Annotated in this window: 16 protein-coding genes; 8 read left to right on the forward strand and 8 right to left on the reverse strand. The window is 67.3% G+C overall.

Features of this window, described 5'->3' with window-relative positions; translation table 11 throughout:
- Window position 1: 1 nt before the first annotated feature.
- The gene (gene coxB / locus AC5JBD_RS16205) at window positions 2-1,177 is read right to left on the reverse strand and encodes a cytochrome c oxidase subunit II (protein ID WP_495722859.1); all 1,176 of its coding nucleotides are present in this window, start codon (window positions 1,175-1,177) and stop codon (window positions 2-4) included.
- 161 nt (window positions 1,178-1,338) lie between these two features.
- Between coxB and pyrE the strand changes: the two genes are divergently transcribed.
- Genes pyrE through AC5JBD_RS16230 form a run of 5 tightly spaced genes read left to right on the forward strand, consistent with a single transcriptional unit; the run spans window position 1,339 to window position 5,027 of the window.
- Entirely contained in the window at window positions 1,339-1,923 is a 585-nt protein-coding gene (gene pyrE, locus AC5JBD_RS16210) for an orotate phosphoribosyltransferase (RefSeq protein WP_495722860.1), read from the forward strand.
- On the forward strand, window positions 1,920-2,651 hold the full coding sequence (locus AC5JBD_RS16215) for a pyridoxine 5'-phosphate synthase (protein ID WP_495722861.1): 732 nt from the start codon (window positions 1,920-1,922) through the stop codon (window positions 2,649-2,651). Before pyrE ends, AC5JBD_RS16215 begins: the two co-directional genes overlap by 4 nt.
- A complete protein-coding gene (acpS, locus tag AC5JBD_RS16220) occupies window positions 2,648-3,058 on the forward strand; it encodes a holo-ACP synthase (RefSeq protein WP_495722862.1) in 411 nt (136 codons plus the stop codon). Before AC5JBD_RS16215 ends, acpS begins: the two co-directional genes overlap by 4 nt.
- On the forward strand, window positions 3,055-3,948 hold the full coding sequence (gene lepB, locus AC5JBD_RS16225) for a signal peptidase I (RefSeq protein ID WP_495722863.1): 894 nt from the start codon (window positions 3,055-3,057) through the stop codon (window positions 3,946-3,948). Before acpS ends, lepB begins: the two co-directional genes overlap by 4 nt.
- Window positions 3,945-5,027 (forward strand): AI-2E family transporter, encoded by a 1,083-nt coding sequence (locus tag AC5JBD_RS16230; RefSeq protein WP_495722864.1) that lies wholly within the window; start codon window positions 3,945-3,947, stop codon window positions 5,025-5,027. Before lepB ends, AC5JBD_RS16230 begins: the two co-directional genes overlap by 4 nt.
- Window positions 5,028-5,126: 99 nt before the next feature.
- On the opposite strand, the gene AC5JBD_RS16235 is transcribed toward AC5JBD_RS16230, so the two are convergent.
- The 3 genes from AC5JBD_RS16235 to AC5JBD_RS16245 all read right to left on the reverse strand — a co-directional run bounded on the left by AC5JBD_RS16235 (window position 5,127) and on the right by AC5JBD_RS16245 (window position 7,047).
- Window positions 5,127-5,684: an FKBP-type peptidyl-prolyl cis-trans isomerase gene (locus tag AC5JBD_RS16235; RefSeq protein WP_495722865.1), complete on the reverse strand. Its 558-nt coding sequence runs from the start codon at window positions 5,682-5,684 to the stop codon at window positions 5,127-5,129.
- Between the two features lie 170 nt (window positions 5,685-5,854).
- Entirely contained in the window at window positions 5,855-6,064 is a 210-nt protein-coding gene (rpsU, locus tag AC5JBD_RS16240) for a 30S ribosomal protein S21 (RefSeq protein WP_295374235.1), read from the reverse strand.
- Window positions 6,065-6,231: 167 nt separating this feature from the next.
- A complete protein-coding gene (locus AC5JBD_RS16245; protein ID WP_495722866.1) occupies window positions 6,232-7,047 on the reverse strand; it encodes a crotonase/enoyl-CoA hydratase family protein in 816 nt (271 codons plus the stop codon).
- A 29-nt stretch (window positions 7,048-7,076) separates the two neighbouring features.
- On the opposite strand from AC5JBD_RS16245, the gene AC5JBD_RS16250 reads away from it, so the two are divergent.
- Window positions 7,077-7,646, forward strand: coding sequence for a (2Fe-2S)-binding protein (locus AC5JBD_RS16250; protein WP_495722867.1), 570 nt, complete (start codon window positions 7,077-7,079; stop codon window positions 7,644-7,646).
- A gap of 107 nt (window positions 7,647-7,753) precedes the next feature.
- Complete coding sequence (locus tag AC5JBD_RS16255; RefSeq protein WP_495722868.1) at window positions 7,754-8,590, forward strand: RcnB family protein; 837 nt, start codon at window positions 7,754-7,756, stop codon at window positions 8,588-8,590.
- A 304-nt stretch (window positions 8,591-8,894) separates the two neighbouring features.
- Here the strand turns inward: AC5JBD_RS16255 and AC5JBD_RS16260 are convergent, their stop codons facing one another.
- Together AC5JBD_RS16260 and AC5JBD_RS16265 are read right to left on the reverse strand one after the other, a co-directional pair.
- On the reverse strand, window positions 8,895-9,140 hold the full coding sequence (locus AC5JBD_RS16260) for a hypothetical protein (protein ID WP_495722869.1): 246 nt from the start codon (window positions 9,138-9,140) through the stop codon (window positions 8,895-8,897).
- A 68-nt stretch (window positions 9,141-9,208) separates the two neighbouring features.
- Entirely contained in the window at window positions 9,209-12,052 is a 2,844-nt protein-coding gene (locus AC5JBD_RS16265) for a M16 family metallopeptidase (RefSeq protein ID WP_495722870.1), read from the reverse strand.
- A 237-nt stretch (window positions 12,053-12,289) separates the two neighbouring features.
- Here AC5JBD_RS16265 and AC5JBD_RS16270 point away from each other — a divergent pair, with 237 nt between their 5' ends.
- Window positions 12,290-12,463, forward strand: coding sequence for a hypothetical protein (locus AC5JBD_RS16270; protein WP_495722871.1), 174 nt, complete (start codon window positions 12,290-12,292; stop codon window positions 12,461-12,463).
- A gap of 15 nt (window positions 12,464-12,478) precedes the next feature.
- Here the strand turns inward: AC5JBD_RS16270 and AC5JBD_RS16275 are convergent, their stop codons facing one another.
- Together AC5JBD_RS16275 and AC5JBD_RS16280 are read right to left on the reverse strand one after the other, a co-directional pair.
- Entirely contained in the window at window positions 12,479-14,740 is a 2,262-nt protein-coding gene (locus AC5JBD_RS16275) for a PAS domain S-box protein (protein ID WP_495722872.1), read from the reverse strand.
- The gene (locus AC5JBD_RS16280; protein WP_495722873.1) at window positions 14,733-15,416 is read right to left on the reverse strand and encodes a Crp/Fnr family transcriptional regulator; all 684 of its coding nucleotides are present in this window, start codon (window positions 15,414-15,416) and stop codon (window positions 14,733-14,735) included. The genes AC5JBD_RS16275 and AC5JBD_RS16280 overlap by 8 nt, the downstream gene beginning before the upstream one ends.
- Window positions 15,417-15,471: the final 55 nt, after the last annotated feature.

The raw sequence follows: 15,471 nt of genomic DNA on the forward strand, positions 1-15,471 counted from the left end.
CTTAGTTCGTTCCGCCCCTTCTGGAGTTCGTGGCGCCCTGCTCGGAGACGGGGGCTGTAGTGGTGACGTTCTCGATCCTGCTCGGATCGGGCGTCGTCTCGGTCGCCCCGGACGCGCCGCCGGTGGCGACGCCGGTCGGGTTTGCGATCGGGCTGTTCTGCGTTGCGTCGGGCGAGGTCGGCGCCACCGCGCCCGGCATGGTGCCGCCCTTCGAGGCGACCCAGGCGGCGAATTGCGCGGGCGAGACGACCTCGACCGCAATCGGCATATAGCCGTGGCGGGCGCCGCACAGCTCGTAGCAGACGCCGTAATAGACGCCCGCCTTCTCGGCCTTGAACCAGGTCTCGTTGAGGCGGCCGGGCACCGCGTCCATCTTCACCCAGAAGGCAGGGACGCCCCAGCTGTGGATCACGTCGGCGGCAGTGACGATCACCTTCACCGTCGCGCCGACCGGCACCACCATGCGCTCGTCGACGGCGAGCTGGCGCGGCTCGCCGCGCGCCTTGGCGTCGGCGTCCGAAAGGCCGTTGGAGACGATCTCGAAATCGCCGTTATCCGGATAGGTATAGGTCCAATACCATTGGTTGCCCGTCACCTTGACGGTGACGTCCGCCTTGGGCGGGGAATATTGGTTGGCGAGCAGCCGGATCGACGGCACCGCAATCGCCACCAGGATCAGCACGGGCACGAGCGTCCAGATGACCTCGATAAGCGTGTTGTGCGACGTCCGCGACGGCACCGGATTGGCCGCGCGGCGATAGCGCACGATCACCCAGAGCAGCAGCACCAGCACCAGCAGCGAGATCGCGGCGATCAGCGGCAGCAGGATGACGTTGTGGAACCAGGCGGCTTCCTCGCCGATCGGCGTGACCTGGTCCTGGAAGTTCATGCGGCCGTCGGGCTGGCCGACGCCGGGGGTCGGCATGGTGCGGCTCGCGGCGGTGGTGGCGGCAACCTGCGCGTTGCTCGGCTCTTCCTGAACCGCAGTGGGCGCGAGACCTTCCGGCACAGTGGCAAGCGCCGGGTCCGAGCTCTCCTGCGGTTGCGCGGGCGCAGCCTGCGACTGGGCGCTGATGGCATCCGAGGCGGGGGCCGCGGGCGCGCCCTGGGCCACGGCTGCGGCTGGTGAAAGGCCGAACGCGGCAGCGACGGCAAAGAGCTTCAGCAAGGTCTTCATCTAAACCCCTTGGGTCGCCCGGGACGAGCGGCGTGGATTCGTGCGCAAACAGGCAGGTCGCGGCGCCTTATAGGCAGGCGGGCCAAGCGCCTCAAGCAGCTTGATGAGGGGCCTGTCCCCGCCTATTTGCGGCCTTCCAGACCGCAGCAGCAGGAGCGTCCGTGACCGAGGAGGAGATACTCGCCGAGTTCCGCGACGCCGATGCGCTGCTCGAGGGGCATTTCATCCTCTCCTCCGGTCTCCACAGCTCCCGCTACCTGCAATGCGCCCGCGTCCTCATGGACCCCGCCCGCGCCGCCCGCCTCGCCTCCGCCCTCGCGCGCACGCTTCCGCTCGAGATCAAGTCGCGGATCGAGATGGTGGTCTCCCCGGCCATGGGCGGCGTCATCATCGGCCACGAGATCGGCCGCTCGCTCGGCCTTCCCGCCATCTTCGTCGAGCGCCCGACCGGCACGTTCGAGCTTCGCCGAGGCTTCGCGATCGAGCCCGGCATGAAGCTCCTGCTCGTCGAGGACGTGGTCACAACCGGCCTCTCCTCCAAGGAGGCGATGAAGGCGGTGGCCGATGCTGGCGGCGAAGTCATCGCCGCGGCGGCCCTTGTCGACCGTTCCAATGGCATCGCCGATCTCGGCGTGCCCTTCTTCCCGCTGATCCGCCTCGACGTACCGGTCTACGAGCCGCGCAACCTGCCCGAGACGCTTGCCGCAATTCCGGCCGAAAAGCCTGGTAGCCGCAAGGCCGCGTGACCAGAGACCTTCGCCTGGGCGTCAATATCGACCATGTCGCCACCATCCGCAACGCGCGCGGCGGCGACCATCCCGATCCCGTGCGCGCCGCCTTCGCCGCCGCGGCCGCCGGCGCCGACGGCATCACCGCGCATCTGCGCGAGGATCGGCGCCACATCACCGATGATGATATCCATAGGTTGATGGACGCCCTCACCATTCCTCTCAACCTGGAGATGGCGGCCACCGAGGAGATGCTCGAGATCGCGCTTCGCCATCGCCCCCACGCCGCCTGCATCGTCCCCGAGAAGCGGGAAGAGCGCACCACCGAGGGCGGCCTCGACGCCGCCGGCCAGCACAATCACCTCGCGCCCTTCGTCACTCGCCTGGTCGACGCGAACATCCGCGTCAGCCTGTTCATCGAGCCGGACCCGCGCCAGATCGACGCCGCCATCCGCCTCAAGGCGCCAGTCGTCGAGTTCCACACCGGCCGCTACGCGCATCTGGAGGGCGAGGCGCGCACCGTGGAGCTCCGCCGCATCGCCGACGCGGCCGCCCTCGCCGCCAAGAACGGCATTGAGCCTCATGCGGGCCACGGCCTCACGTTCGATAACGTCGTGCCCGTCGCGGCCATCCCGCAGCTCAAGGAGCTCAATATCGGCCATTTCCTCGTCGGCGAGGCGATCTTCACCGGACTGGAGGCGAGCGTCTCCCGGATGCGCGCGCTGATGGACGAGGCCCGCGGATGATCATCGGCATCGGCTCCGACCTGTGCAATATCGAGCGGATCCAGAACTCCCTCGATCGCTTCGGCGAGCGCTTCATCGCCCGGGTCTTCACCGACGTCGAGCGCGCCAAGGCGGAGCGGCGGCCGTTCACCCGCGCCGGCACCTATGCCAAGCGCTTCGCCGCCAAGGAGGCCTTCTCCAAGGCGGTCGGAACCGGCTTCAAGCGCGGCGTGTTCATGAAAGATATAGGCGTAGTGAACCAACCTTCGGGCGCACCCACGATTGCCCTCACCGGCGGCGCCAAGCAGAGGCTTGACGAGTTGACACCCGAAGGCCACGCCGCGGATATCCATTTGACCATGACCGACGACCATCCGTTTGCGCAGGCGTTCGTCATAATCACCGCAAGGCGGATCGAAGGAAGATGAGCGTGAGCGCCACCGAGCCGGTTCAGGCCGCGACCGACGACAAGGACAAGCCGGCCGCGCAGCCGGAGAAGAAGGGCACCGACTGGTGGGGCGAGATCAAGGCGATCTTCTGGCTCGTCCTTGCCGTGCTCGCCTTCCACAGCTTCGTCGCCAAGCCCTTCTACATCCCGTCGGAATCAATGATGCCGATCCTGCTCAAGGGCGATCGGCTCGTGGTGAGCAAGTTCCCCTACGGCTGGTCCTGGGTGAGCCCCAGCTTCCACGTCATGCCGGCGACCGAGGGCCGCCTGTTCGGCTCGCTGCCCGATCGCGGCGACATCGTCATCGTCACGCCGCCGGGCAAGAGCGCCGACTATATCAAGCGCGTCATCGGCCTCCCCGGCGACGAGCTCGAGATGATCAACGGCGAACTGATCATCAACGGCGTGCCCGTGAAGCGCGAGGAGCAGCGCCCGGTCATGCTGCCGATCGACGACAACCTGCCCTGCTTCCCCGACGAGTTCGGCGACCACCGCGTCACCGGCCGCGACGGCAACCGCTATTGCAGCCTGCCCGTCTATCGCGAGACGCTTGCCAACGGCGTCTCCTACAACACGATCGACATGGGCTATAATTCGGAAGTCGACGATTTCGCCAAGATCAAGATTCCGGAGAACCATGTCTTCCTGATGGGCGACAATCGCGACAAGTCGGCGGACAGCCGCGTGCCGCTCGACCGGGAAGGCCTGGGCGGGCCAGTGCCTTACGAGAATATCGGCGGCCGCGCCGAGTTCATCACCTTCAGCCTCGACGGCACCTCGCAATATCTGAACCCGATCAGCTGGGTGACGGCGCTGCGCGGCGGCCGCGCCGGCACCTCACTGCATCCCGACGAGGCGCCCGCGCAATGAGCGACGGCGGCAGCGAGGTTCACGTCGAGCAGCGTGGCCCGACCGAGCTTCGCGACCCGCTGATCCGGCAGGAGCTGAAGAAGGCGAGCGTCTGGCTCGGCCTTGCCGTCGCGATCATCGCCACGTGGTTCCTCGCCCAGCCGATCCTGCTCATCTTCGCCGGCATCGTCTTCGCCTCGATGCTCGACGGCGGCACCCGGCTGCTCGGCCGCGTGCTGCCGATCGGCCGCGGCTGGCGCCTCGCCATCGTCACCCTTGCCGGCTTCGGCTTCATCGTCTGGGTGTTCGTCTTCGCCGGCATGTCGCTCGCGGCCCAGGCGGAGGCGCTGCAACAGGTGGTAACCGCCCAACTCAATCGCGTCCTCGCCTGGGGCAACCAGCTCGGCATCGTCCAGGGCGGCGCCCAGATCGACCAGCTCAGCGGCCAGCTGATGGGCTCCTTGGGCCGCCTCACCTCCGCCGTCGGCAGTGCGATCGGCGCGGTTACCAGCCTCGTCATGATCCTGGTGATCGGCATCTTCATCGCCACCGAGCCGCGGCTCTACGAACGCGGCTTCGCCTGGATGCTGCCGTTGCGCAACCGTGACGGCTTCTACCGCACCGCCTCCTACATGGGCTACACGATGCGCCGGCTGATGGCCGGCCGCCTCGTCGGCATGGCGGTGGAGGGCATCGGCACCTGGATCCTGCTCTGGGTCGGCGGAGTGCCGATGGCGGCCCTGCTCGGCATCCTCACCGGCCTGCTCGCCTTCATCCCCAATATCGGCGCGATCATTTCGGGCGTGCTGATCGTCCTCGTCGGCTTCAGCGCCGGCGTCGATACCGGTTTCTGGGCGATCGGCGTCTATCTCGCTGTCCAGATCATCGACGGCTATCTGATCGTGCCGTACGTCGCCCGGAAGACGGTCGACCTGGCGCCCGCCCTCGTGCTCGGCGCCCAGCTCCTGTTCGGGGCGCTGTTCGGCCTGCTCGGCCTGGCCCTCGCCGATCCGATCGTTGCGATGATCAAGTCGGCGCTGCAGCAAAAGTCAAAGGACGAAGCGGGCGTCGGCGTGGGGACAGCGGAGCCCTCACCTTGATCGTCACCCCGGCGAAGGCCGGGGTCTCAAGACGAAAACGTGCCGGTGCCCGACTCTCGCTGAGATCCCGGCCTTTGCCGGTATGACGGTCGGTGCGGATCACCGCCCCTGCGGCGGCATTCCCATCGGCATGCCCATCGCCGCCTGCGGGGCGACGTCGATCAGGGTGACGTCGAAATCGAGCGGCGCATTGGGCGGGATCGTGCCGCCGCCGGCACCCTGCGCGCCGTAGGCGAGCTCGGACGGGATCCAGAGGCGGTATTTGCCGCCCTTCTTCATCAGCATCAGCCCCTCGCTCCAGCCCGGGATCACGCCCGAGACGGGCAGCGGCGCGGGGCCGCCATGCTGGGCGCTGGCGTCGAACACGGTGCCGTCGAGCAGGCGGCCCTCATATTCGACCAGCACCATGTCCTGCGGACCGGGCGTGGCGCCCGATCCTTCCTCGAGCGTCTCGATCTGCAGGCCGGACGCCGTCGTGCGGACGTTCGACCTTTTGGCGTTCTTGGCGAAGAAGGTGGCGGGGTCGCTCGACACCTGCCGCTCCGTGCCCGCCCAGGCGACGCCGGCGGCGATCAGGCAGAGCAGGCCGAGCCCGACCCACAGCTTGGTCAGCGACCCCTTCCTGATCGGGCGGAGCGGAACGGCTGTGACGGACATTGAAACCCCCGGGCAAAAGAAAAGGCGGCGCAATTATCGCCGCCTCATCCTCTCAAAGCAAGGCTGCCATCCCGCCATGCCGGACTTGATCCGGCACTCCACCTCCCGCCAACTCTCGACGAGGAGGTGGCCCCCGGATCAAGTCCGGGGTGACGGCACCAAGCTGGTGCTTAGCGCGGCCCGCCGTCGCGCTCCATCCGCTTGCGCTCCAGCTTGCGGGCGCGGCGGACGGCAGCGGCGCGCTCGCGGGCGCGCTTCTCGGACGGCTTTTCGTAGTGACGGCGCAGCTTCATCTCGCGGTAGACGCCTTCACGCTGGAGCTTCTTCTTGAGCGCTCGCAGCGCCTGGTCGACATTGTTGTCGCGAACGATGATTTGCATAAAGTCCTGTCACTCTCCGATTTTCATGCGAGCAAACCTTCCCCGGCGGAAGGCACGCTCCGGCAGCCAGATTACCATAGAAGCGGGTTCGTCGCGGGACAGCCCACGCCGTTGCGGGCGGCCGTTACACGCAGAATCGGCCTTTTTCAAGCCGAAAGGCGGCGTGCCTATTCGTCGAGGTCGCCGAAGCTCGGCTCCGTCTTTCCCATCCGCGCTTGAATCGCCGCGGTGAGGTCGGCGCTGATCAGCGTCCCGGCATTCCACAAGGCGACGTGGCGGAGGCCCTCCTCGACCGGCCGGCCGCGGCTGTAATTGAGCGAGAGCTTGGCGCCGGCCACCGCCAGCGGGGACTTGGCTGCGATGGTGCGAGCCAACTCCATCGCCGCTGCGATCATCGCCTCGCGATCGGCTTCCACGCGATTGACCAGGCCGAGCCGGAGCGCCTCCTCGGCGTCCATTTTGCGGCCGGTATAGGTGAGTTCACGGACGATCCCCTCGGGGATCAGGTGCGTCAGGCGCTGGAGCGTGCCGAGGTCGGCGGTGATCGCCACATCCACCTCGGCGACCTGGAAGAAGGCGTCGGCCGAGGCGAGGCGGATGTCGCAGGCAGTGACGAGATCGACGCCGGCGCCGATGCAGCCGCCATGGATTGCGGCGATCACCGGCACCCGCGCCTGCTCGACCGCAGTGAACGCATCCTGCAGCCACTGTATGTGCCGCAGCCGCGCCTCGGCCCCGCGGCCGGGATCGGAAGGCGGGCGGAACTGGCTGGCGGCATATTGTAGGTCGAGGCCGGCGGTGAAATGCTTGCCGCGTCCGCTGAGCAGGATCGCGCGCACCTTCGCATCCGCGCCGAGGGAGCGGAACGTCTCCGCGATCGCGGCGAAGAAATCATGGTCCATCGCGTTGAACTTGCCTTCGCGCGCAAGCTCGACATGAGCGACGCCGCCTTCGTGGCTGACCGCGAGTCTTTCGCTTCCCATCGCCGCTTCTCTCCCGCTACCCTTCGTCCATGCGCTTTATCGTCAATGGCCAGCCGGTCCAGTACCGCATGGACCCCGACACGCCCCTGCTCTGGGCGCTCCGCGACGCGTCCAACCTTACCGGCACGAAATATGGCTGCGGCAACGGCGACTGCGGCGCCTGCACGGTGAACATCGACGGCAGTGCCGTGAAGAGCTGCCTCGTCCGCATTGGCCAGCTCGAGGGCAGCGTCGTCACCACCATCGAGGCGCTGTCCCGCGACCGCTCGCATCCCGTGCAGCAGGCGTGGGTCGCCGAGCAGGTGCCGCAATGCGGCTATTGCCAGTCCGGCATGATCATGGCCGCCGCCGCCTTGCTCGACAAGAATGCGGCGCCGACAGACGCGGATATCGACGCGGCGATCACCAATCTCTGCCGCTGCGGCACCTATCCCCGGATTCGCGAGGCGATCCGCAGGGCGGCGCGGGTGAAATCCGGCGCGGAGCGGCTCGCCGCGGCGCCGCCGCCTGCCATCGATCCGGTCGACGCCGCGCGTGCGGTGCCGGCACTGCGCAGCGTGCCGCCGCAGGAGCGGCAGGGCGAGCAGATCATCGACTAAGCTTTCGCTTGGCTGTCGTTGCAGTTCAGCAACGGCTCATCCACGTTCGGGCACAAGTCGTCTCATGAGGGGCGGCCGTTGCCGTCCGGAAATGAGGAGTAAAATCCGTGCGTAAGGCATTGATCGGAATTTTGCTTGCCGCAACCATGGCGACTCCGGTCGCCGCCAGCGCGCAGGAAGTATCGGAGCGCTATCAGCGCCAGGGCGAGCGCAATCAGGCGCGTGTCGACCGCCAGCAGGCGCGGCAGGAGGCCCGGCAGGAGCGTCGTGAACAGGCGCCGCAGCAGCGTGCCGCGGCCCGCCCCGAGCGTCAGCAACAGCGCCAGCAGCAGGCCGTGGCGCCGGCCCAGCAGGTCAGCATTGCGCAGCGCGCGAACCGGCAGGAGAACCGCCAGGAGCGGCGCCAGGATCGCCGCGAGGCCTTCCGCGACCGCATCCAGGAGACCCGCCAGGCGGCCGTGGCCGGCCAGGCCCAGGTCACCGACCGCTATGCCCGTCAGGGCGCGCGCAATCAGGCCCGCTATGAGCAGCAGCTCCGCGAGCGCCGTGACGATCGCCGCGAATGGCGTCAGGACCGGCGCGAGGATCGCCGCGAGTGGCGCCAGGACGTCCGCGAGGACCGTCGCGACTATCGCCAGTGGCGCAACGCCTGGCGCCAGGACCGTCGCTACGACTGGCAGCGCTACCGCTACAGCAACCGCAACATCTTCCGGCTGGGCAATTACTACTCGCCTTACCGGGGCCACAGCTACAGCCGCTTCTCGATCGGCTTCTTCCTGGAGCCGCTTTTCTACGGGCAGCGCTACTGGCTGAGCGATCCGTGGCAGTATCGCCTGCCGCCGGCCGAATACGGCACGCGCTGGGTCCGCTACTATGACGACGTGCTGCTGGTCGACACCTACACCGGCGAAGTCATCGACGTGATCCACGACTTCTTCTGGTAAGGACTGAAACAAAGAGGCCCGGAGCAGCGATGCTCCGGGCCTTACTTTTGGCTCTCCCATAGGAGGGACGACCTAAGGGTCTGTACTCAACTTCCCCTCTCCCTTGATGGGAGAGGATACGGAGGCCTGGCGACGCAGGAGCCTAGGCGGAGTTGGAGAGGGTGAGCGCCGCCTCGGCGGCGCGCGCGGCAGAGCCGCGCCTCGCAGCAGCAGCCGTCGAGGCTGCTGATGCGAACCCCTCTCCCTACCCTCTCCCACAAGGGGAGAGGGGCTATGAATCTAGCATCGACGATTAGCCGGGACTCTAGCTCTCGTCCCGCTCGGCCCGCCGCCGTGCCTCCCGCTCCGCCTTGCGCCGGGCCTTGCCCTCGCGTTCCTCCTGCTTGCGGATCTCGCGGCCGCGCTTCTCGTCGGCTTCGGACTGGCTGGTGGTGAGCACGTCGACCGTCTTGGACGCCGCCTTCACCGGCAGCGTCACCACATCCACCGCTGTTCCGACGATGCAGCCGCCGAGGCTCATCGCCAGCGGCACCAGCCACAACACACGCATCGACGCTCTCCCGGTGTTCATGCGGCGATCTTCTGTCCCAAAGCCTGATCGCCGCATGAACGAGCGTCTCAACCGCCCCGAAGCGCCGCCGATTCGAGGTCGAGCTGATCGGCCTTGATCAGTTCGACGTCGGGCCGCAGCGCCCGGAGCTTGTCGATGAACTTGGAGGCATCGCCGACGATCACCAAGGTCGCGCGGTCGGAGGCGGTGACCTTGGCCGCCGCCTGGGCGGCCGCTTCGGCGGAGACGCCCTGGATGGCGGTGGTGTAGCGGATCGCCTCGGCCGGCGGCAGGCCCTGCTGGAGCAGGCTGCCCAATGTGGCCGCGAAGCCGGTGCCCGATTCCGCCTGACGATTGAAGCCGCCGACCATGAACGCCTTGCGCTTCTCGATCGCGTCCGCCGCGAACGGCTCCTTGCCGAGCCGGTCGAACTCGTCGAGGAAGATCTTGGCGACGTCGGCCGCGCTTTCATTCTTGGTCTGGGCGGAGGCAGTCAGCAAGGCCTGATCGGCGCGGGCCGGCATGCCGCTATAGGCGCCGTAGGAGAGCGCGCGCTTGACCCGCACCTCCTGGAACAGCCGCCCGTTGGAGCCGGAGCCGAGCACCGCATTGGCGACGGAGAGGTTGTAATAGTCCGGATCGGCGCGGTTGATGCCGCGCACCGCCGCGATCACCGCCGCCTGGCCGGCGCCGGGCAGGTCCACCACCACGGTGCGCACCTTGGAGCTGTCGCCCGCCCGTTCTGCCGGAGGCGTCGGCGCCGGACCCCGGCCCTGCCAGCTTCCGAACAGCCGCTGCGCAAGCGCGGTCGCCGCCTGATTGTCGATGCCGCCCGACACGATCAGAGCCGCATTGGCCGGGTGGAACCACTGGCGATAATAGCCGGAGAGATCCGCCTGGCCGAGGCTCGCGAGCGACTTGGGCGTGCCCGAGGCGAGCGTCGCATAGGGTGCGTCGCCGTAGAGCACCGGCTGCGCGACCATGTTGGCGAGCGCGCCCGGGTCCTTGTAGGCGACCGACAGCGCGTCCAGCGCCCGCTTGCGCTCGCGCTCGACCTCCTCGGCCGGGAAGGTGGCGTTCTGGGCGATGTCGGCGAGGATGCGGCCCGCCGCCTCCAGGTTCGCCGCGGGAGCGGAGACGGAGAGGATGATGCCGTCGGGGCCGGCATTGCTGCTGAGCGTCGCCCCCAGGGATTCGATCTCGGCCGAGATCTGCTGGGCGCTGCGCGTCGCCGTCCCCTTCGTGGCGAGCTCGGCCGCCATGGTGGCGAGACCCGCCTTGCCGGCCGGGTCGGTCGAGGCGCCGCCCTTCAGAACCAGTGCCATCGTCGCGAGCGGCACGTTGCCGGTCTTCGCGGCCACGACCTGCAGGCCGTTGGCGAGCTTCTGCTCCGCCATGGCCGGCGGCGTCACCGGCAGCGCCGCGCCCGGCGCCGGGGGCTGCTCGCGCTCGGCCTCGGGCGCCAGCTCGATCGGCGCGCGTTTGGCGGGCGGAGCGCTGGCGAAGGTCGGCATCGGCGCCGGGTTCTTCCAATTGTCCGCCTGCCCCGCGGGCCGCTGGTTCTCGTTGAGGTAGCGGATGTCGACGCGCGCGTTCGGCGCCAGATACTTGGCGGCGACGCGCTGCACGTCGGCGGCAGTGACTTTCTGGATCGCCGCCAGGCGCTTGTCTGCGTGCCGGGGATCGCCGGTCCGCACATAATATTCGCCGAGCTCGAAGGCGCGATCGCTGAACGTCTCGCGCTCGCGCAATGACGCAGCGATCAGCTCGTTCTTGGCTTCGCTGAGCTCCGCGGCGGTAACCGGCTGCGTGCGGATGCGCTCCAGCTCCGCCTTCAGCGCCGCATCGGCCTCGTCGATCGACTTGCCGCCGGCGACGATCGCATAAGGCGCATAGTAGCTGCCGTCCTCGATCGTATCGAGCTCGCCGGTGACCGCAGTGGCGAGCTGCTTGTCATAGACCAGGCTCTTGTGGAGGCGCGAGGATTCGCCGCTCGTGAGGATCGCGTCCATCACCTCCAGCGCCGCCATGTCCGGATGGGCGGTGCCGGGAAGCTGCCAGGTCGATCCGACCACCGGCAGCGGCACGTTCGGCGCATAGGCGACGACAGAGCGCGGGCTGGTCCGCGGCTTCTCCTTCGCATCGATCGTCAGCGGGATCTTGTTGGCGCGCGCGGGGATCGCGCCGAAATATTCGTCGACCCAGCGGTCGAGCTCAGCCTGATCGAAATTGCCCGAGACGATGAGGGCGGCAGTGTCCGGCCCGTAATAGGCCTCGTGGAAGGCCCGCGCATCTTCGAGCGTTGCGGAATCGAGATCCTCGATGCTGCCGATGCCGGGGCGGCGGTGCGGCATCACGTCCCAGCTATTCTCCGAGAGCACGAAGCGCATCCGGCCGTAGGGCGGGGCGAGGATGCGCTGGCGCAGTTCCTCCTTCACCACGTTGCGCTCGGTCTCGAACACTTCGGGGTCGACGACCGGGCGAGCCATCCGCTCGGCATGGGTCCACAGCATCGTCTTCAGATACTGGGCGGGGACGATCTCGTAATAATTGGTGCGGTCGTACCAGTTGGAAGCGTTGCGGGCGCCGCCGACATCCTCAGTCAGCTTGTTGATCATGTTGTAGGGCATGTTCCGCGTCTTGCGGCTGAGGATATGCTCGAACAGGTGGCTGAAGCCGGAGCGGCCCTGCGGGTCATGCTTGGAGCCGACCTCATACCAGACGGAGACGGCGACGTTGGGAGTGCTGGTATCGCGGATCGAGATGATCTTGAGGCCGTTCGCCAGCGTCCGCTCCTTGAAGGCGATCGGCGGCACGCTGAGCTGCGACGCCCCCGCGCCCTGCGCCTGGACCGGCGCCGCGCCCGCGACGATGCCGATCGCCGCCGCCGAAAGCAGCGCAAGCTTCTTCATGCCCAAACCCGCCTTCATCATCCCTCATCCCCATTTTGCCCAAGAGGAGCAAAGGCATAGGGGTATCGGCGCGGGCGCGGTAGCCGTTTCAAGGCGCGCCGCAGTCGTTCGCAGAAAAGAGCCGACGTTTCGTCGAAAGGAGCCGCAGGCGCGGCGAAGCTAATCAGGATTAATGGCCGCCGCGGGCAAAGCTGCTATCTTCGATGCTCCACGCGAGTCCCGGGGGGGATGAGTTCGATGAATCGAGTAGACCGAGATTATTATCTCGCGCGTATCGCTGCGGAAGAGATTGCCGCGCAGCGTGCGACGCACCCGCTTGCCGCCGCCTGCCACCGCAAGCTGGCGGAAGAATATGCCAGCCTGATCATCGCCAACGATCCCGAGTTCCAGCCGAGCACCGTTTCGGCCTGAGCCTCGCCGGAGGCGCTAATCCGCGAGCACGTCGGGCCCGAGCGGCACCGCCATTTCGAATCGCACGCCTTCGGGACGGAATTCGACCCGTGTCTCTGCGCGCAGGTCGTAAGGCAGGGTCCGCTGCAGCAGCTCGAGGCCGAATCCCTGACGCTCCGGCTCTTCGGCGCGCACCTCCACACCATTTTCTTCCCACACCAGCCGCAGCAGTTCCTTGCCGTCGGGCTTCACCCGTTCCCAGGTGACGGCGATCCGCCCATGCTCCGCGCTCAACGCGCCATATTTGACGGCATTGGTGGCGAGCTCGTGCACCGCCAGGCTGATCGTTTCGGCCGAACGCGGTTTCAGGCTCACATCGGGTCCCTCGATCCGGAGCGCCTCGCCCTCTCGCGCGGCATGGGCGAGCAGCTCGTCTTCGATTAGGGCGGCGAGGTCGATCCCGCTCTCGGGATTGCGAGTGACGACCGCCTGGACGCGCGAGAAGGCGTCGAGACGCCCCTGGAGATGCGAGGACATCTCGTCGACGCTGCTGCTCCGCTCCGCCGTCCGCCGCGCGATCGAGCGCACCACGCCCAGCGTGTTGCGCACCCGGTGCTGGAGCTCGGCGAGCAGCGTCTGCTGGTGACGCTGGAGCTGGCGCAGCTCCTCGACGTCGGTCGAGCTGCCGAGCCATTCGACGATCTTCCCATCATCGTTGCGGAGCGGCGCGGCGCGCGTCTGATGCCAAGGCCACTCTCCGGTCGCCGCGTGGAAGATGCGGTGCTCGACATAATATTCGCCCCGCTCCTCGACCCCCTGCCATGCTTCCATGGTCGCCTGCCGGTCGTCGGGATGCACTTTTTCGAGCCAGCCGAGGCCGAGGCTTTCATCGAAGCTGAGGCCGGTGAACTCGATCCATTGCGGGCTTCCCCAGATGCGCTCGCCGCTGCTCGCCGAGCGGAAGACGAGTTGCGGAATACCCGTGGCCAGCGACCGCATGCGCCGCTCGCTTGCCTCCAGCGCTTCCTGCGCGCTGCGCCGCTCCGATACGTCCTGGCCGATCTTCAGAAATCCGCGGATGCTTCCGTCCTCGTTGCGCAGCGGCGTCACCGTTCCTTCGATGAAAACGAGGCTCCCGTCCTTGCGCTGGTGCCAGCGCACATCCGGCGCACAGCCTTCCCGCGCGGCGGTGGCAATCTCCTGCTCCGGCTCGCGCTTGGCCTGATCCTCCGGAGTGAAGGTGATGCCGCCCGGCCGGCCCAGCGCTTCCTCGCGGGACCAGCCGAACACGGCCTCCGCGCCCGGCAGCCACTCGATGATGATGTCGTCCGGATCCACGATGAGTATGGCATAGTCGGTCGCGTTCTCGACGATCAGCCGGTAGCGCTCCTCGCTCTGACGAAGCGCCTCGTCGGCCGCCTTGCGATCGGTGACGTCGATGACGACTTCGAGAGCGCCTCCCGAAGTCTTGCGCGGGGCGAACACGCCCCACCAGCGCGACCCGTCCTTTCGGAGATATTGCTTCTCGTAAGGGGTCGCCACGCCCTTGCCCTCCAGCTGTTCGATCGCGCGCTCCGACGCTGGATGGAATTCGGGCGGCGTGAGTTCCCGCCAACTGAGGCCGATCGCCTCCTCGTGGCTGAAACCGGACATCGTGAGGAAAGCATCGTTCGCCTCGGTGATGCGTAGATCTGAGCCCCAGAAGATGATGCCCACCGTCTCGACGGACAGGGCGCTTCTCAGCGTCTCCTCGCGCTCCGACAATGCGCGCTGCCCCTGCAGGTAGCGCCGCTCGGCCGCGGCCGCACGTTCCCGCACCTCCTTTTCGGCTTCGACGCGTTTCGTGATGTCGTAATAGGAGAGGAAGTGGTTCGTTGGGCGACCTTCCGCATCGAAGAGCGGCCGGCAGAAGACGGAGGCGCAGAAGCGGCTGCCGTCCTTGCGATACTGCCATGTCTCCACGACAATATCCCTGTTCCGCTCGATCGCCTCGCGGAACTCCCGCGCATCCTCCGTATCCGTATCGGGGCCAGCCATGAAATGCGGCGCTTGCCCCAGCACTTCGTGCATGTCGTAGCCGGAAAGTTCGAGGAACGCGTCGTTGGCGAAGACGATCGGATTGCCCGGCAGCCGCGCGTCGGTGACCGCCATCGGCATGCGGGTCGCCTTCACCGCTTCGACGAAGATGCCGCCCTGCTGCCGAAGCTGCTCGATCCTGCTCTCGGCGTCGGTGCGCGCGCTTGTCCCCTGCTTGTCCTTCTCGAACCGGTTCGGGGACGGAGGCGCGGGCTCAGTCATTGGCGTCTAAATGCGCGCCTTCCCGGTTTAGATGCAGGTAATTGTCGTTGAACATGGCCGCCGTCTTCAGCGCCTCGAGGTCCAGGATGGTCAGCGTCTTGCTGTGCAGCTCGATCAGCTTGTCGCGGCGCAGCTCCTGCAGCGTGCGGTTGACGTGCACGGCGGTCAGGCCGGTCGCGTCCGCGATATCGACCTGGGTCAGCGGGAAATGGCATTTGTTGCCGTCGGTGAGACCGACTGTGCGCAGCCGCAGGAACATCTCGCACAGCAGGTGCGAGAGCCGCTCATAAGCGCTGCGTTGGCCGAGGTTCAGCGTCCATTCGCGCTGGATGGCGACGGTCACCAGCTCGTTCCAGAACAGCGCCTGCGTGATGCGCGGATGCTCGACCATCAGCCGGTCCATATCCTCGCGCCCGATCTCCGCCACCTTCAGGCTGGTGATGGCGCCGATATTATGGTCCATCTCCTTCAGGATGAAGATGTTGAGGTCGCACAGGTCACCCGGCACGAAGAGCGAGACGATCTGGCGCCGCCCGTCGGGCAACGTCTTGTAGCGGCACGCCCAGCCGTCCAGGATCAGGTTGACCACGCGCGGCGGATCGCCTTCGCGAATGAGATCGCGGCGCGCGCCGACCTCGCGGGTGCCCCTGCGGGAAATCCGGTCGATCGCGGCCATATCATCCTGAGAAAGCTTGGTGTAAGCTTGGAGCCGAAGAGCCAGGGAATTCACC

The sequence above is a fragment of the Allosphingosinicella sp. genome (assembly GCF_059502505.1).